The sequence below is a fragment of the Shewanella sp. NKUCC05_KAH genome (assembly GCF_019345585.1).
In the GTDB taxonomy this organism is placed as follows: Bacteria; Pseudomonadota; Gammaproteobacteria; order Enterobacterales; family Shewanellaceae; genus Shewanella; species Shewanella oncorhynchi.
This window is the reverse complement of record NZ_JAHKQZ010000011.1, coordinates 89167-103921: the sequence shown is the minus strand read 5'-3', so window position 1 is coordinate 103921 and position 14755 is coordinate 89167. Positions and strand designations below refer to the sequence as shown.

The following is a 14755-nucleotide window of genomic DNA, read 5'->3' as shown; positions in this document are numbered from 1 at the left end:
AACAAATGCACCGACCAGCTGTGCCTAAGATTGAGCCAAACGCCTACACCGAGTAACATAGGCCTCCAATTTTTGTCAGGGGGCTCGGATGGGAATGCTGTTTTCACAGATAAAAGGCTGTATTGCATTTTTAGGTTACGTTATAAATACCGTCTTTTGGACTATCCCAATCGTGTTAATCAGTTTTATAAAACTGATACCTATCAGTCCATTAAGGACTGCGACTAGCCATGTACTCGATTTTTGTGCCAGCGCTTGGATCAGTGTTAATGGCGTAATTGAACGCTGCTTACATCCCGTTAAGATTGAACTGAGTGGTGACACCGACTTTTCCACTAAAGAGTGGTACATGGTGATTGCCAACCACCAGTCTTGGGTCGATATCCTGATCCTGCAGCGGATTTTTAACCGAAAAATCCCTTTCTTAAAGTTTTTCCTCAAGCAAGAGCTGATTTTTGTACCTGTATTAGGCCTAGCTTGGTGGGCACTCGATTTTCCTTTTATGCGTCGTTATAGCACAGCGCAGTTGCGTAAGAATCCTAAGTTAAAGGGCAAAGACATTGAAATTACACGTAAAGCCTGTGCTAAGTTTAAGGCTAAGCCTGTGAGTGTGATGAACTTTGTCGAAGGCACGCGCTTCAGCAAGGCTAAGCATCAAAAACAAAACTCACAGTTCCAACATTTGCTAAAACCTAAAGCGGGCGGTATGGCCTTCGCGCTATCAGCCATGGGTGAACAGATCCACAAACTAGTCGATGTCTCCATTTACTACCCAGACGCAGTACCGAGCTATTGGGACTACCTGACAGGCAAGTTGCCAAGCGTTAAAGTACACATCAAGGTCTCCGATATTGATCCTGCAATGCGCGGCGATTATATGAATGACCGCGATTTTAAAATTGGCTTCCAAGAACAACTGAATCAACTCTGGCTCACTAAGGATCAAGTGTTAAGCCAACTCGCTAGCCAAGCGAATAAAGAATAAAGGTAACGCCACTATGTTGAATTTCCTGCCTGGTTCAGTGTTGTTTATGCTGAGCTTAAGCTTGCTGATCATTAATACCGCCGTTTGGGGCTCGCTTATCAGCATTGGCGGATTAGTGAAAATTGTGATGCCAGCACAAAATGCGCGCAATGCGGTGACTACGGTCATGAACCGTTTTATGTGGGCTTGGGCCTGCTGCAACGGTGGCATCTTGTATTTGATCGCTAAAATTGAGTGGGATGTCAAAGGGCTCGAAGGACTCGATAAAAACAGCTGGTATTTGCTGATCAGCAACCACCTCAGTGGATTCGATATCGCCGCGCAAACTTACGTGTTACGTAACCACATCCCTATGCTGAAGTTCTTCCTCAAAAAAGAACTCGCCTATGTGCCGATTATGGGACTGGGTTGTTGGGCGCTGGATATGCCTTTCATGAACAGGACTAGCCCGGCAAAACTTAAAAAGAATCCAAAGCTTAAGGGCAAAGATTTAGCGACCACACGCCGCGCCTGTGCCAAGTTTAGCAATATGCCCACGTCAATCATTAACTATGTTGAAGGCAGCCGTTTTACCCAAGATAAACATCAGCGCCAAAACTCGCCTTATCAACATTTGTTACGTCCTAAAGCGGGTGGTATCGCCTTTACCTTATCAGCCATGGGCGAACAATTTACTAACCTGCTGGATATGACAATCGTCTACCCAGATGCGCCTGAAGATATTCTGTTTGGGGTGATGAATGGTAAGGTCAGTAAGATTATTGTGCGAATTAACGCCCTGCCCGTGCCTCAGGTCGATGCGGCGCGTTATTTCTCTGAGTCTGAGTACCGCGTCGAATTCCAACGCTGGTTAAACCAAGTGTGGGCGGAAAAAGATCAACAAATTCATGCTTTACTCCAAACACATCAAAGTGTGAACAATAAGGCCACCAGCCCCAATCACACTCAAGCAAGCTAGCTCGTCTCTAGCTTTGCTCTAGTTCAGCAACGCATGCCGCTGCAGCGGATAACTCCAATTCATTGAATACGGTTATTCCTGCGGCGCTGAGTTTTTCAGCTGTTAATCCTTGTCCCGCAATTAACTGTTTTACAAATTGACCATCGTAAATCTGCCTATTACCACAGGATGGACTGCGGGCTTTTAAAATCGCCACTTTAATCCCGTGTTGCTGCACCAGCTTAAGCGCGAGATCGGCTCCCAGACTAAAAGCGTGGGTCACATCCTCACCTTGGGCAGTTAAGATGCGCTGTCCAATCCGCTCCGCTGGCGGTCTAGGTGTTGGCAAACCGCCTGCACATTCGGGACAAATTGCCACAATCCGCCCTTGCTCGAGCCACGTTTGCACCAGCTCGCTCTCCATCAAGTTATGGCCACCGTCGTAGCGCACCGCTTGTCCGAGTAAACAACTGCTCACTAACACTTTTTCCACTGTCATCCCCAAATGTCTCATTCCGCCCATAGCATAACGCGAAGGATAAACATGCCAAATGCATTTGGACGATTTTCTCCAAAACCATCAACATCCGCAACGAGGTTGGAAGGTTAAAATCACGCTATTGTTGACAATTTAATATTTAAATATTCATAACATAAAATATTAATAACGAGATAATAAAAATAAAATGATAAAAATCAATTATAAAAATAGAAAGCCATTGAAATATAGACTTACGTCTAAGTAAACACATTGTTGACAATCCACCAAGGGAGGGCTATTTTTTACCCATTGTCGACAATCCTATTAATAGTGATGCGCTCTATGTTGAAGCAAGACACGACGTTCGTTTCTGATGACACTCAAGTTCCCCACCTGCACAAGGTCAAATCGACCTCGGCAGATAAGACGTCGACCACATTAGCCGATCAAATTTTGGTGCAGATCCAAACCAGCATTATCAAGGGCGAACTGCCTGCAGGCAGCAAGATTAACGAGCAAGCACTGGCCGAAAAATACGGCATCAGCCGCGGCCCTACCCGCGAAGCACTGCAAACCTTAGAAAGACAACGTTTAGTGGTGCGTGCGCCCCATGTTGGTGCCCGCGTCGCCCAGCTAACAGTGAGTGAACTTAACGATTTATATCAACTACGTAGCGTACTTGAAGGCATGGCCTGCGAACTCGCCGCCAGCCGTATTACCCCAGAACAATTAGCCAAGCTAGAAGATCTGCTCGCAACTCAAGAAGCGGCGCTCGCCAAGGGCGATACTTACTTCCAAGAGGAAGGCGATGTCGACTTCCACTACCAAATTATTCAAGCCAGCGGTAACAAGCATCTGCAGGAAACCTTAGTCGGCGGGCTGTATCACTTGCTGCGTATGTATCGCTACCAGTGCACTAATAAAAATCGTCCCGTGAAAGCGATTGCCGAACACAGACGCATAGTCGAAGCCATTGCCCAGCGCGATGGTGAGTTGGCCAGTTTGCTGATGCGCCGCCATATCGAACAGGGGCGTAAAAATACCGAATTACGCTTAATTGAATTGCAAGCCAATGCAGCCGCAAAAGAAACCTTAGCCAACATTAGCTAAGTTCTTACGGCTCAATATGCCCACTTCCCATAAAATGGAAAAGGATAAAACCATGACCCAAAGCGCAGGATTACGTTTTCGCCAAGCTCTTGCTAAGGCCAAACCGTTACAAATCGTTGGCACCACCAATGCCTATTTTGCCTTAATGGCAGAGCAAACTGGCTTCCAAGCCTTGTATCTTTCGGGCGCTGGCGTTGCCAATGCTTCCTACGGTTTGCCTGACTTGGGCATGACCTCAATGAATGACGTGCTGATTGATGCAGGCCGCATCACCTCTGCCACGCAGGTGCCTTTATTGGTAGATATCGATACTGGCTGGGGCGGCGCATTCAACATTGCTCGTACCATCAAAGAATTCGAAAAAATCGGCGTCGCTGCTGTGCACATGGAAGACCAAGTGTCGCAAAAGCGTTGCGGCCATAGACCTAACAAAGCGGTCGTGAGCATTGAAGAAATGGTCGATCGCATTAAAGCGGCCGTCGATGCCCGTACCGATCCTAACTTTGTGATCATGGCGCGTACGGATGCGGTTGCCGTGGAAGGTTTAGAAGCGGGAATTGAACGTGCTCAAGCGTATATCGCCGCCGGTGCCGACATGATCTTCGCAGAAGCTTTAACTGAGCTAGACCAATATCGCCATTTTAAAGCACAGGTAAAAGCACCGATTTTGGCGAACATGACTGAATTTGGTCAAACCCAATTGTTCAATAAAGAAGAACTCGCCGAGGCGGGTGCCGACATGGTGCTTTATCCACTCGGTACTTTCCGTGCAGCCAACCAAGCCGCACTGAACGTCATGCAAGCGCTGATGAATGATGGTCATCAACGCAACGTACTAGACACTATGCAGACCCGTAAAGACTTGTATAAATACTTGGGCTACCACGCCTTTGAAGACAAGTTAGATCAACTGTTCAGCCAAGATAAATAACCGAAAAGCTGCAACCCTACAGGGTTTGGCGTTAAAACAGATTTAGCGTTAAACAAATTAAATAAAAAGTGCAGCCTTAACCAATAAATGTCGGCGAATAAGTGCTCTGAAACGAGCACTGAAATCCGCCAGCAATAACCAAACAGAGTTAACGGAAGGGAAGGATTATGTCAGAAGCTAAAAAACTAAGCGGTGCAGGATTACGTGGCCAGAGCGCAGGCGAAACCGCATTGAGCACAGTGGGCGTGTCAGGCTCGGGCCTAACGTACCGCGGTTATGATGTGAAAGATCTCGGTGAAAATGCCACCTTCGAAGAAGTCGCCTACCTTATTCTTTACGGCGAGCTGCCCACTCAAGCCCAACTTGATGCCTACAAAACCAAACTCAAAGGCCTTCGCGGTCTGCCGCAAGCATTAAAAGAAGTATTGGAGCGCATTCCAGCCGACACTCATCCTATGGATGTGATGCGTACTGGCTGCTCTATGCTAGGCAACTTAGAAGCCGAGCACAGCTTTAGCGAACAGAGTGAAATCACCGACCGTTTACTCGCCGCATTCCCATCGATCATCTGTTACTGGTATCGCTTTAGCCACGATGGCGTGCGTATCGATACTGAAACCGATGACGATCAAATTGGCGCACACTTCCTGCACTTATTGCATGGCAAAGCACCGTCGGCACTGCATGCTAAAGTGATGGACGTATCGTTAATTCTTTATGCAGAACATGAATTTAACGCATCAACCTTTACCGCTCGCGTATGTGCTTCCACCCTGTCAGATATGCATTCATGCGTCACTGGGGCGATTGGTTCACTGCGCGGTCCGCTGCATGGCGGCGCGAACGAAGCGGCGATGGAACTCATTCAAGATATGAAAGATGAAGCCGATGCGCGCGACATCTTAATGGGCAAACTCGAGCGTAAAGATAAGATCATGGGCTTCGGTCACGCGATTTACCGCGACAGCGATCCACGTAACGCCATCATCAAAGAATGGTCAGAAAAACTGGCTGCTGCCAACGGTGACGACCGCCTATACCGCGTATCAGTGGCCTGTGAAGCCTTGATGTGGGAACAGAAAAAACTCTTCTGTAATGCTGACTTCTTCCACGCCAGCGCTTACCACTACATGGATATTCCGACTAAGTTGTTTACGCCAATCTTCGTGTGTTCACGCGTCACAGGCTGGGCGGCGCACGTGATGGAGCAACGCTCTAACAACCGCATCATCCGCCCGAGTGCCGATTATGTGGGCGTTGCGCCGCGCAAAGTGGTACCGATTGCCAACCGTTAAGCAAAATTGACCACACTTGGCGCGAGATTTCACTCAATGTAAGTCTTGCGCCAACTTCATTTTCCGAAATGGATGATGTTATGAGCACTGCTATGAATACCCAATATCGCAAGCCCTTACCCGGCACTCAACTCGATTACTTCGATACCCGCGAAGCCGTAGAAGCCATTCAAGCTGGCTCGTATGCCAAGCTACCTTACACCTCGCGCGTTTTAGCTGAAAACTTAGTCCGACGCTGCGATCCGGCCGTTTTGACCGACTCGCTAAAACAGATTATCGAATCTAAGCAAGAACTGGATTTTCCTTGGTTTCCTGCCCGCGTGGTGTGCCACGACATTTTGGGGCAAACCGCCTTAGTTGACCTTGCAGGTCTGCGTGACGCTATTGCCGCTAAGGGTGGCGATCCGGCCAAAGTGAACCCTGTTGTACCAACACAATTAATTGTGGATCACTCACTCGCTGTCGAATTTGGTGGTTTTGATAAAGACGCCTTCGCCAAAAACCGCGCCATCGAAGACAGACGCAACGAAGACAGATTCCACTTTATTGATTGGACGCAAAAAGCCTTTAAAAACATTGATGTTATCCCTCAGGGTAACGGCATCATGCATCAAATTAACTTAGAGCGTATGTCCCCTGTGGTGCATTCACGCAATGGCGTGGCCTTCCCAGATACCTTAGTTGGCACCGACAGCCACACACCGCACGTTGATGCGCTCGGCGTTATCGCCATAGGTGTCGGCGGCTTAGAAGCCGAAAGCGTGATGCTGGGCCGCGCATCCTATATGCGTCTACCGGACATTATCGGTGTTGAGCTCACGGGCAGACCACAGCCCGGCATTACAGCTACCGATATCGTATTAGCCTTGACCGAGTTTCTACGCGCACAAAAAGTCGTCTCCTCTTACTTAGAGTTCTTCGGTGAAGGCGCAGCGGCACTGACATTAGGCGATCGCGCCACGATTTCGAACATGACACCTGAATTTGGCGCCACTGCGGCCATGTTCTACATCGACCAGCAAACCTTAGATTATTTGACCTTAACTGGCCGCGAAGCCGAGCAAGTTAAACTGGTTGAAACCTATGCCAAAACCGCAGGTTTGTGGGCCGACAGCTTGACCGAAGTGCACTATCCACGCGTACTGCATTTTGATTTATCTTCGGTGGTGCGCACCATTGCAGGGCCATCAAACCCACATGCGCGGGTGCCAACATCAGAACTCGCGGCACGTGGTATTAGTGGCGTAGTCGAAAACGAGCCCGGCTTAATGCCCGATGGCGCTGTGATTATTGCAGCGATTACCAGCTGCACTAACACCAGTAACCCACGCAACGTGATTGCCGCAGGTCTCATTGCCCGCAACGCCAACGCTAAAGGCTTAAGCCGCAAACCTTGGGTCAAAACCTCACTCGCACCCGGCTCAAAAGCGGTGCAGTTGTATTTGGAAGAAGCCAAGCTATTACCTGAACTTGAACAACTCGGCTTTGGCATTGTTGGGTTTGCCTGTACGACGTGTAACGGTATGAGCGGCGCGCTGGATCCTGTGATTCAAAAAGAAGTGATCGACCGCGACTTGTACGCCACCGCTGTGTTATCGGGTAACCGTAACTTCGATGGCCGTATTCATCCCTATGCTAAACAAGCTTTCTTAGCATCGCCGCCATTGGTCGTCGCCTACGCGATTGCAGGCACCATACGTTTCGATATCGAAAAGGATGTGCTGGGACTAGATAAAGACGGCAACCCCGTCAAACTTCTCGACATTTGGCCATCGGATGAAGAAATCGATGCCGTGATTGCGACCAGTGTTAAACCTGAGCAGTTCCGTAAAGTGTACGAGCCCATGTTCGATTTAGCCGTCGATTATGGCGAAAAAATCAGCCCGCTGTACGATTGGCGTCCGCAATCTACATATATTCGTCGCCCACCTTACTGGGAAGGCGCATTGGCCGGAGAGCGCGCACTCAAGGGTATGCGACCACTGGCGGTACTGGGTGACAACATCACCACCGACCATTTATCGCCCTCTAACGCCATTATGATGGACAGCGCCGCGGGCGAATATCTGCACAAAATGGGCTTGCCGGAGGAAGACTTTAACTCCTACGCCACCCACAGGGGCGATCACTTAACCGCCCAACGTGCGACCTTTGCCAACCCTAAACTTAAAAACGAGATGGCAATCGTTGACGGTAAAGTGCAACAAGGTTCACTGACGCGTATCGAGCCAGAAGGTCAAGTGACCCGTATGTGGGAAGCGATTGAAACCTATATGGAACGTAAGCAGCCGCTGATCATCATAGCGGGCGCAGATTACGGCCAAGGTTCGTCCCGCGACTGGGCAGCCAAAGGCGTGCGTTTAGCGGGTGTAGAGGCCATAGTTGCCGAAGGTTTCGAGCGTATTCACCGCACTAACTTAGTCGGTATGGGCGTGTTGCCGCTGGAATTTAAGGCGGGCGAAAACCGTGCAACCTACGGTATAGACGGCACAGAAGTGTTCGATGTCCTCGGCACGCCAGCGCCAAGAGCGGACTTAACTGTCGTTATCACCCGTAAAAACGGTGAGCGCATCGAAGTGCCAGTGACCTGTCGCCTCGATACCGCCGAAGAAGTGTCTATCTACGAGGCGGGCGGCGTATTGCAACGCTTCGCGCAGGACTTTCTTGAATCAAATCAGGCTTAAATCGAATCTCGAATCAAATCAGGCTTGAGTCGAGATTTGAATCGACGCCCGTGTCTGGTTAGAGACGACGCTTAAATATCAGCTAGCAAAACCGAGCGCCAGCGACTTCACCATTAAGTTACTGGCGCTCATTTGGACTCCATTGGGAGTTCTTTTGGAGTTAATGAATGAATGCTTCAACAACCCACGCGCCACAAATCAAAGTCGCCGCGACTTATATGCGCGGCGGCACCAGCAAGGGCGTGTTTTTCCGTCTGCAGGATTTACCTAAGGCCGCACAAGTTGCAGGTGCCGCCCGTGATGCCTTGTTACTGCGAGTGATAGGCAGCCCAGACGCTTACGGTAAACAAATCGATGGCATGGGCGGAGCAACCTCGAGCACCAGCAAAACTGTAATCCTCTCCCCTAGCACCCAAACCGATCACGATGTCGATTACCTCTTCGGCCAAGTGGCCATCGATAAACCCTTTGTCGATTGGAGCGGTAACTGTGGCAACTTAACTGCCGCCGTCGGTGCCTTTGCCATCAGTAATGGCCTAATTGATACGGCGCGCATTCCACACAATGGCGTCTGCACAGTCCGAATTTGGCAAGCCAATATAGGCAAAACGATTATCGCCCATGTGCCAATCACCCAAGGTGAAGTACAAGAAACCGGTGATTTTGAGCTCGATGGTGTGACCTTTCCCGCCGCCGAAGTGCAAATCGAGTTTATGAACCCCGCCGCCGATGAAGACGGTGAAGGGGGCAACATGTTCCCTACGGGTAATGTTGTCGATGTGCTAGAAGTGCCGGGCATTGGCAGCTTTAACGCTACTATGATCAACGCGGGCATTCCCACCATTTTTATCAACGCAGAAGACTTAGGCTACACGGGCACAGAGCTACAAGATGATATTAATAGTGACAATGCCGCCCTTGCCAAATTTGAAACCATTCGCGCCTATGGCGCCGTGCGTATGGGCTTGATTTCGCATATTGATGAAGCAGTTGCACGCCAACACACGCCTAAGATCGCCTTTGTCGCTAAGCCTAAAGCCTATGTGTCATCGAGCGGTAAAACCGTCAATGCAGATGAAATTGACCTACTGGTACGCGCCTTGTCTATGGGCAAACTGCACCACGCTATGATGGGCACGGCTGCCGTTGCGATTGGTACGGCGGCGGCAATTCCCGGCACTTTAGTCAACTTAGCCGCAGGCGGAGACACTAAGGACAAAATAGATGCGGTACGTTTCGGTCATCCCTCTGGCACCTTGCGCGTTGGCGCCGAGGCAAACTTAGTGAATGGTGAATGGACAGTCGTTAAAGCCATTATGAGCCGCAGCGCTCGCGTACTGATGGAAGGTTTTGTGCGGGTGCCCGCTGCGTAATTTTATCTAAGTAAACAGTTCAACCAAAGACCTTGCTTCTCCCCCTTCCGGCAAGGTCTTTTTTCTATTCTCGCCCATCATTTTAATCTGCTTCGCCCGTATTTGTCTTAGCATGATATGTTGACATACCTGAAACAATGCTAAGATCCTTTAGCAAAAACGCCAGAATACAAACTCGTCATAAAAAGAATATTGGCAGTGAAACGGTACAGTTAATATATTGCATGATCTATTACAGAATCGCGCCCATCGATTTTGGTTATTTTTAAACCAAGTCAGCAATTTAAGTCGCATTTTTACAGCAAAATGGCATGTAAGGTCTAGGCTAAGAACTAAACTAAATAGAAACCTAATCAGGATGGGTCCGTTTTTGGTAGGGGAAAATTTGAGTCAACTAATCCACAAGCTAATGTTAAGTACGCTTTTTATCCTAAGTTTGTGGGGGATCTCGTGCAATGGATTAGCTCAACCATTGAGCGCGGCTTCTACACAGCTCAAATTTGAACATATTCGCAGTGAAGATGGCCTTACCCAAAATACGATTACTAGCCTGTTTATGGATAATGCAGGTATGTTATGGATTGGCACTCAAGATGGTTTGCATGCTTATAACGGTCACAGCTTCAATATTTTCCCCCATTCACCCAATGATCCGAGGAGTATTTCTGAGAGCTATGTCTCTGACATTATTCAAGACTCAGAAGGTAATATCTGGGTTTCAACTTTCAGCCAAGGGGTAAATCGACTCGATTTGAGCACAGGGACCTTTGAACACTTTGGCCAAGAACAAGGGCTTACCGATCCACGCACAACCAAACTCAGCGTTGTAGGCAATACACTCTGGATTGGTACTAAAGCAGGACTATTTTCCCTATCGACCAAAACCAAACGCATTACCCAAGTAAACTTAGGTAATAGTGTTCAACCCCACATCACCAGCTTAGCCAATGTTGAAGACACTTACCTTCTGGCAGGAACACAAGATAGCGGCACCTTTGCTGTCAGTGCCAATACTATCACTCGCTTAAATGTCCCGCAGAATCTCACTGCACATCAAATTAGGGCACATTCCGCTAATGCGATAACTTTAGCTCTGGGAGAGCAATTATGGCATTACAACTTGGCCTCACAACAGGGCGAAATCCTCTGGCAGACAGACGATAATGTGCCTTACATTAAAGATTTTATCCAAACTGAGCAGGGTGACTTTTGGGTTGTTGGGCCAGAAGCCGGTCTCATTCAACTCGAGAGAAGCGATAAGGCATTTACTGCGACCTACCACAGGTATGATCCTAAGCGCACCAACAGCATCAGTGAAAATAACATACTGAGCTTACTGCAAGATCCCTTTGGCAATTTATGGTTAGGTGCCAGTTATTCTGGTCTAGATAAAATTAATACCCGTCGTCAGTATTTTCAGCATATTTACGAATCCACTCCTAACCTGTCGCAACAAAGTAACAACATTCGCACCTTGTTCCGCAGCCAAGATAATGCGCTATGGATAGGCACCGAAGGTGCTGGGCTTAAACGCATGTTGGCCAATGGAAAATATGAACACTACACGGAACTCTTTGCTAACGCCTTAGGGATGCATCAACGCAACTTGAATCTTATCCTGCGAGATATAGACCAAGACAAAAATGGCGTGCTTTGGTTTGCCACTAACTATGGGTTAGGTCGACTGGCGCTAGATGGCCAATTCCAGTTACTCAAGGTGACAGAACGCACTGATCAAGGCTCAGAAACCAATTATATCCGTAGTTTAGATATTGATGAGCAAGGTCACCTCTGGGTGGCAACAACCAATGCCCTCTACCGTAAGGCGATAGATACCGATGAATTTACTTTTATCTCATTGGCACATATTGATAATTTCTATCCAGCACAAAACCAGTTTTTAATCCTCAGAACACACAAAGACACGCTATGGATAGGTACTCTCGATGGCCTGCTTAAGCTGGATATGAAAACAGGCACAGGTAAATCCTATTTCCATCAATCCTCTAACAAAAACAGCCTGATCAACAACCGTGTCCGCGATATTTTAGTCACAAAGTCGGGCGAGGTATGGTTTGCCACCCATGGTGGGATCAGCAAGTTACCGTCCCAAGAGACTGATGCAGGTTTTAGCCACTATACCCGCAATCAGGGATTACCAAGTGATACCATCTATGCCTTACTCGAAGATCAAGAACACAACATTTGGTTTAGTAGTAATGCGGGGATAGGAAAGCTCAATCCTAAAACCAATCGTGTCATCATATTTAACGAACAAGAAGGGCTACAAGCACTGGAGTTTAACGGTGGCGTAAAACTTGAAGACAGCGATGGCGATCTCTGGTTTGGTGGCATTAATGGCATAAATCGTTTCAATCCAAAGTCAATTCCAGATCAACGACCCGATGTTAAAGTCGCACTCACTGGCTATAGTATTGCGGGTAAAGGGCACACTATTCTCGATTTAAGTCATCCACCTAGCATAGTAATGGACTATAGCGATCAGCTGATCAGTTTTGAGGTGACCTCATTGGATTTCAGCTATACGGGTAAAAACCGCTTCAGCTATTTTCTTGAGGGATTTGATAACGAGTGGCATGAGCTCCCCACAGGTAATGAAATCACCTTCACTAATATTAATCCTGGTCACTACCAACTGCATGTTCGCCATGGGCTGCAATACAACACTCAAGGTGACTACGCCCTTTCTGTCGATCTTCATGTAAAAGCGCCCTTCTATCGAACTCAGTTCGCCTACGCCCTCTATAGCTTGCTCTCTCTATGGCTGTTGGCTTGGATCATTATCTGGCGTAAAAGAAAACGCCAGCAACAGCGCGAATTTGAAACCAGTATCCGCGCCTCAGAGGAGCGACTCAAACTTGCACTTTGGGCCTCTGGCGATGGCATGTGGGACTGGAACATACCAGAAAATCGCGTCTATCGTACCAATATGGATTCTTCAGTCCCCCATTGGAATAGCAGCAATATAGCCCATGAGAGCATGCACTCAGAGGATAGAGAAAGATTCAAATTTGAGCTTAACGAACACCTTCAAGGTCGTTCGCCTTTCTTCGAAGCAGAGTACCGAGTCGAACGTTCCCCCGGTAATTGGGTATGGATTTTAGACCGCGGTAAAGTGGTGGAAAAAGATAGCCTAGATAATCCAATCCGCATGACAGGGACCAACCGTAACATTACCTCGCGCAAACTGATTGAAAACGAGTTGGTACTGTCATCACAAGTGCTCAACAGTATGAACGAAGCCGTTGTAGTGGGAGGATTAAACTATCGAATTCGTTCGGTCAACCCAGCATTTTGTGCCATTACAGGGTACACAGAACGCCAAATAACCGACAGGCATTTCATTCACTTAGCCTTTAGTCGCCAACAGAGGGAATTGTTCAATACGATTGAACAACAGCTACTGCGTCACAAACATTGGGTCGGAGAACTGTGGATCCGCAATAAACAACGTCAGGCCATTTTAGTCTGGCTTGAAATCAACCAAGTGATCGATATCAAAGGTGAAACCAGTCACTTCGTTGCAGTATTTACTGACATCACAGAGCGGAAAAAAGCCGAAGAAGATCTGCGTTTCCTCGCCAGCTTCGACACATTAACTGGCTTACCGAACCGAACCTTATTTCAAGACAGGCTCAATCACGCGATTACTCAAGCGCACAGAGCGAATAATATCGTTGCCTTGCTGTTCTTAGACCTCGACCGCTTTAAACATATCAACGACTCTATGGGTCATCATGTCGGGGATTTGTTACTGAAAGCCGTGGCAAGACGACTGCAAAATGCGGTGCGTGATGGCGATACTGTCGCACGCTTAGGTGGCGATGAATTTACTATTATTTTAGAAGGTGTTGCGAAAACAAAAGCCGCAACCCTGATCTCAGAAAAAGTGCTCAGAGCATTCCAAACGCCCTTTTTATTGGACGATAAAACGCTGACCATTTCGACCTCAATTGGTATCAGCTTATACCCTAACGATGCGGACAATGCCGACTCACTGATTAAATTTGCCGATACCGCCATGTACCACGCAAAATCATCAGGTCGAAATAACTTTCAGTTTTATACCTCTAAGTTAAATGAAATCGCCACCCGTCATGTACAACTCGAAAGCGGTTTAAAGGAAGCTATCCAACACAAAGAACTAAGCTTGGTTTATCAACCTAAATTCTGTTTACGAAATGGTTCACTCACAGGACTGGAAGCACTTTTACGTTGGTATCACACTGAACTTGGTCCTATTTCACCTGTGGAATTTATTCCACTCGCGGAAGAAACGGGTATCATCACTCAAATTGGCCATTGGGTGATCAACCACGCCTGCCAGCAATTAGCCGAATGGAATAGCCTAGGATTTAACGGGATCACTATTGCCGTTAACCTATCGGCGCGCCAACTTAAAGCCGATATTATCTCAACCATAGAAGTGGCCTTGGCAGTTTCTGGTCTACCAGCACAATCCCTTGAGCTTGAACTGACAGAGTCGATGATCATGGGCAATCCGCAAGAGTCGGTCAGTATTTTGTCAAAACTCAAGGCCCTAGGATTGACCATAGCCGTGGATGATTTTGGTACGGGTTATTCGAGCCTAAGCTATCTCAAACGCTTCCCGATAGACACACTCAAAATCGATCGAGAATTTGTCAGAGACATCACCAACGATCCCGACGATGCCGCCATCACCAGCGCCATTATTGCCCTCGCTCACAGCTTAGAACTGAATGTCGTCGCCGAAGGCGTAGAGACCCAAGAACAGCTCAACTTCTTGGCGATGCAAGGCTGCGATCAAGTACAAGGTTTTTTACTGAGTAAACCCTTAAATGCCGAAGATTGTTTAACCTTACTCAAAAATCAATCTAAGCCACAGCCACTTTGATTTAAGGCATTATCGACAAAAAAAGCCAATAAAAAAGGCTCCTAGGAGCCTTTAAACATCAC

The 14755-nt window shown here is 47.8% G+C and carries 9 protein-coding genes; 8 read left to right on the top strand and 1 reads right to left on the bottom strand.

Going from position 1 to position 14755, the window contains the following annotated elements; genetic code table 11:
• Positions 1 to 88 precede the first annotated feature (88 nt).
• Together KO533_RS11665 and KO533_RS11660 are read left to right on the top strand one after the other, a co-directional pair.
• Positions 89 to 985, top strand: a complete 897-nt coding sequence (locus tag KO533_RS11665) for an acyltransferase (RefSeq protein WP_105250476.1) — start codon at positions 89 to 91, stop codon at positions 983 to 985.
• Positions 986 to 998: 13 nt separating this feature from the next.
• Complete coding sequence (locus tag KO533_RS11660; RefSeq protein WP_219254240.1) at positions 999 to 1943, top strand: acyltransferase; 945 nt, start codon at positions 999 to 1001, stop codon at positions 1941 to 1943.
• A gap of 7 nt (positions 1944 to 1950) precedes the next feature.
• Here the strand turns inward: KO533_RS11660 and KO533_RS11655 are convergent, their stop codons facing one another.
• Positions 1951 to 2445: a DUF523 domain-containing protein gene (locus KO533_RS11655; RefSeq protein WP_251073422.1), complete on the bottom strand. Its 495-nt coding sequence runs from the start codon at positions 2443 to 2445 to the stop codon at positions 1951 to 1953.
• A 300-nt stretch (positions 2446 to 2745) separates the two neighbouring features.
• Between KO533_RS11655 and KO533_RS11650 the strand changes: the two genes are divergently transcribed.
• The 6 genes from KO533_RS11650 to KO533_RS11625 all read left to right on the top strand — a co-directional run bounded on the left by KO533_RS11650 (position 2746) and on the right by KO533_RS11625 (position 14693).
• The gene (locus KO533_RS11650) at positions 2746 to 3513 is read left to right on the top strand and encodes a GntR family transcriptional regulator (protein WP_006084449.1); all 768 of its coding nucleotides are present in this window, start codon (positions 2746 to 2748) and stop codon (positions 3511 to 3513) included.
• Between the two features lie 52 nt (positions 3514 to 3565).
• Positions 3566 to 4444, top strand: coding sequence for a methylisocitrate lyase (gene prpB, locus KO533_RS11645; protein WP_006084450.1), 879 nt, complete (start codon positions 3566 to 3568; stop codon positions 4442 to 4444).
• A gap of 167 nt (positions 4445 to 4611) precedes the next feature.
• Positions 4612 to 5739, top strand: coding sequence for a 2-methylcitrate synthase (gene prpC / locus KO533_RS11640; protein ID WP_014611487.1), 1128 nt, complete (start codon positions 4612 to 4614; stop codon positions 5737 to 5739).
• A gap of 80 nt (positions 5740 to 5819) precedes the next feature.
• Positions 5820 to 8423 carry a Fe/S-dependent 2-methylisocitrate dehydratase AcnD gene (acnD, locus tag KO533_RS11635; RefSeq protein ID WP_219254238.1) on the top strand — a complete coding sequence of 868 codons (2604 nt, stop codon included), beginning with the start codon at positions 5820 to 5822 and terminating at the stop codon, positions 8421 to 8423.
• A 167-nt stretch (positions 8424 to 8590) separates the two neighbouring features.
• Complete coding sequence (gene prpF / locus KO533_RS11630) at positions 8591 to 9796, top strand: 2-methylaconitate cis-trans isomerase PrpF (RefSeq protein ID WP_219254236.1); 1206 nt, start codon at positions 8591 to 8593, stop codon at positions 9794 to 9796.
• 370 nt (positions 9797 to 10166) lie between these two features.
• Complete coding sequence (locus KO533_RS11625) at positions 10167 to 14693, top strand: EAL domain-containing protein (RefSeq protein ID WP_219254310.1); 4527 nt, start codon at positions 10167 to 10169, stop codon at positions 14691 to 14693.
• Positions 14694 to 14755 lie beyond the last annotated feature (62 nt).

Excerpts from the sequence above, each read along its gene's own strand:
- KO533_RS11665 (WP_105250476.1), top strand. The coding sequence starts at position 89 with ATGGGAATGCTGTTTTCACAGATAAAAGGCTGTATTGCATTTTTAGGT.
- KO533_RS11660 (WP_219254240.1), top strand. The coding sequence starts at position 999 with ATGTTGAATTTCCTGCCTGGTTCAGTGTTGTTTATGCTGAGCTTAAGC.
- KO533_RS11655 (WP_251073422.1), bottom strand. The coding sequence starts at position 2,445 with ATGGGCGGAATGAGACATTTGGGGATGACAGTGGAAAAAGTGTTAGTG.
- KO533_RS11650 (WP_006084449.1), top strand. The coding sequence starts at position 2,746 with ATGTTGAAGCAAGACACGACGTTCGTTTCTGATGACACTCAAGTTCCC.
- prpB (WP_006084450.1), top strand. The coding sequence starts at position 3,566 with ATGACCCAAAGCGCAGGATTACGTTTTCGCCAAGCTCTTGCTAAGGCC.
- prpC (WP_014611487.1), top strand. The coding sequence starts at position 4,612 with ATGTCAGAAGCTAAAAAACTAAGCGGTGCAGGATTACGTGGCCAGAGC.
- acnD (WP_219254238.1), top strand. The coding sequence starts at position 5,820 with ATGAGCACTGCTATGAATACCCAATATCGCAAGCCCTTACCCGGCACT.
- prpF (WP_219254236.1), top strand. The coding sequence starts at position 8,591 with ATGAATGCTTCAACAACCCACGCGCCACAAATCAAAGTCGCCGCGACT.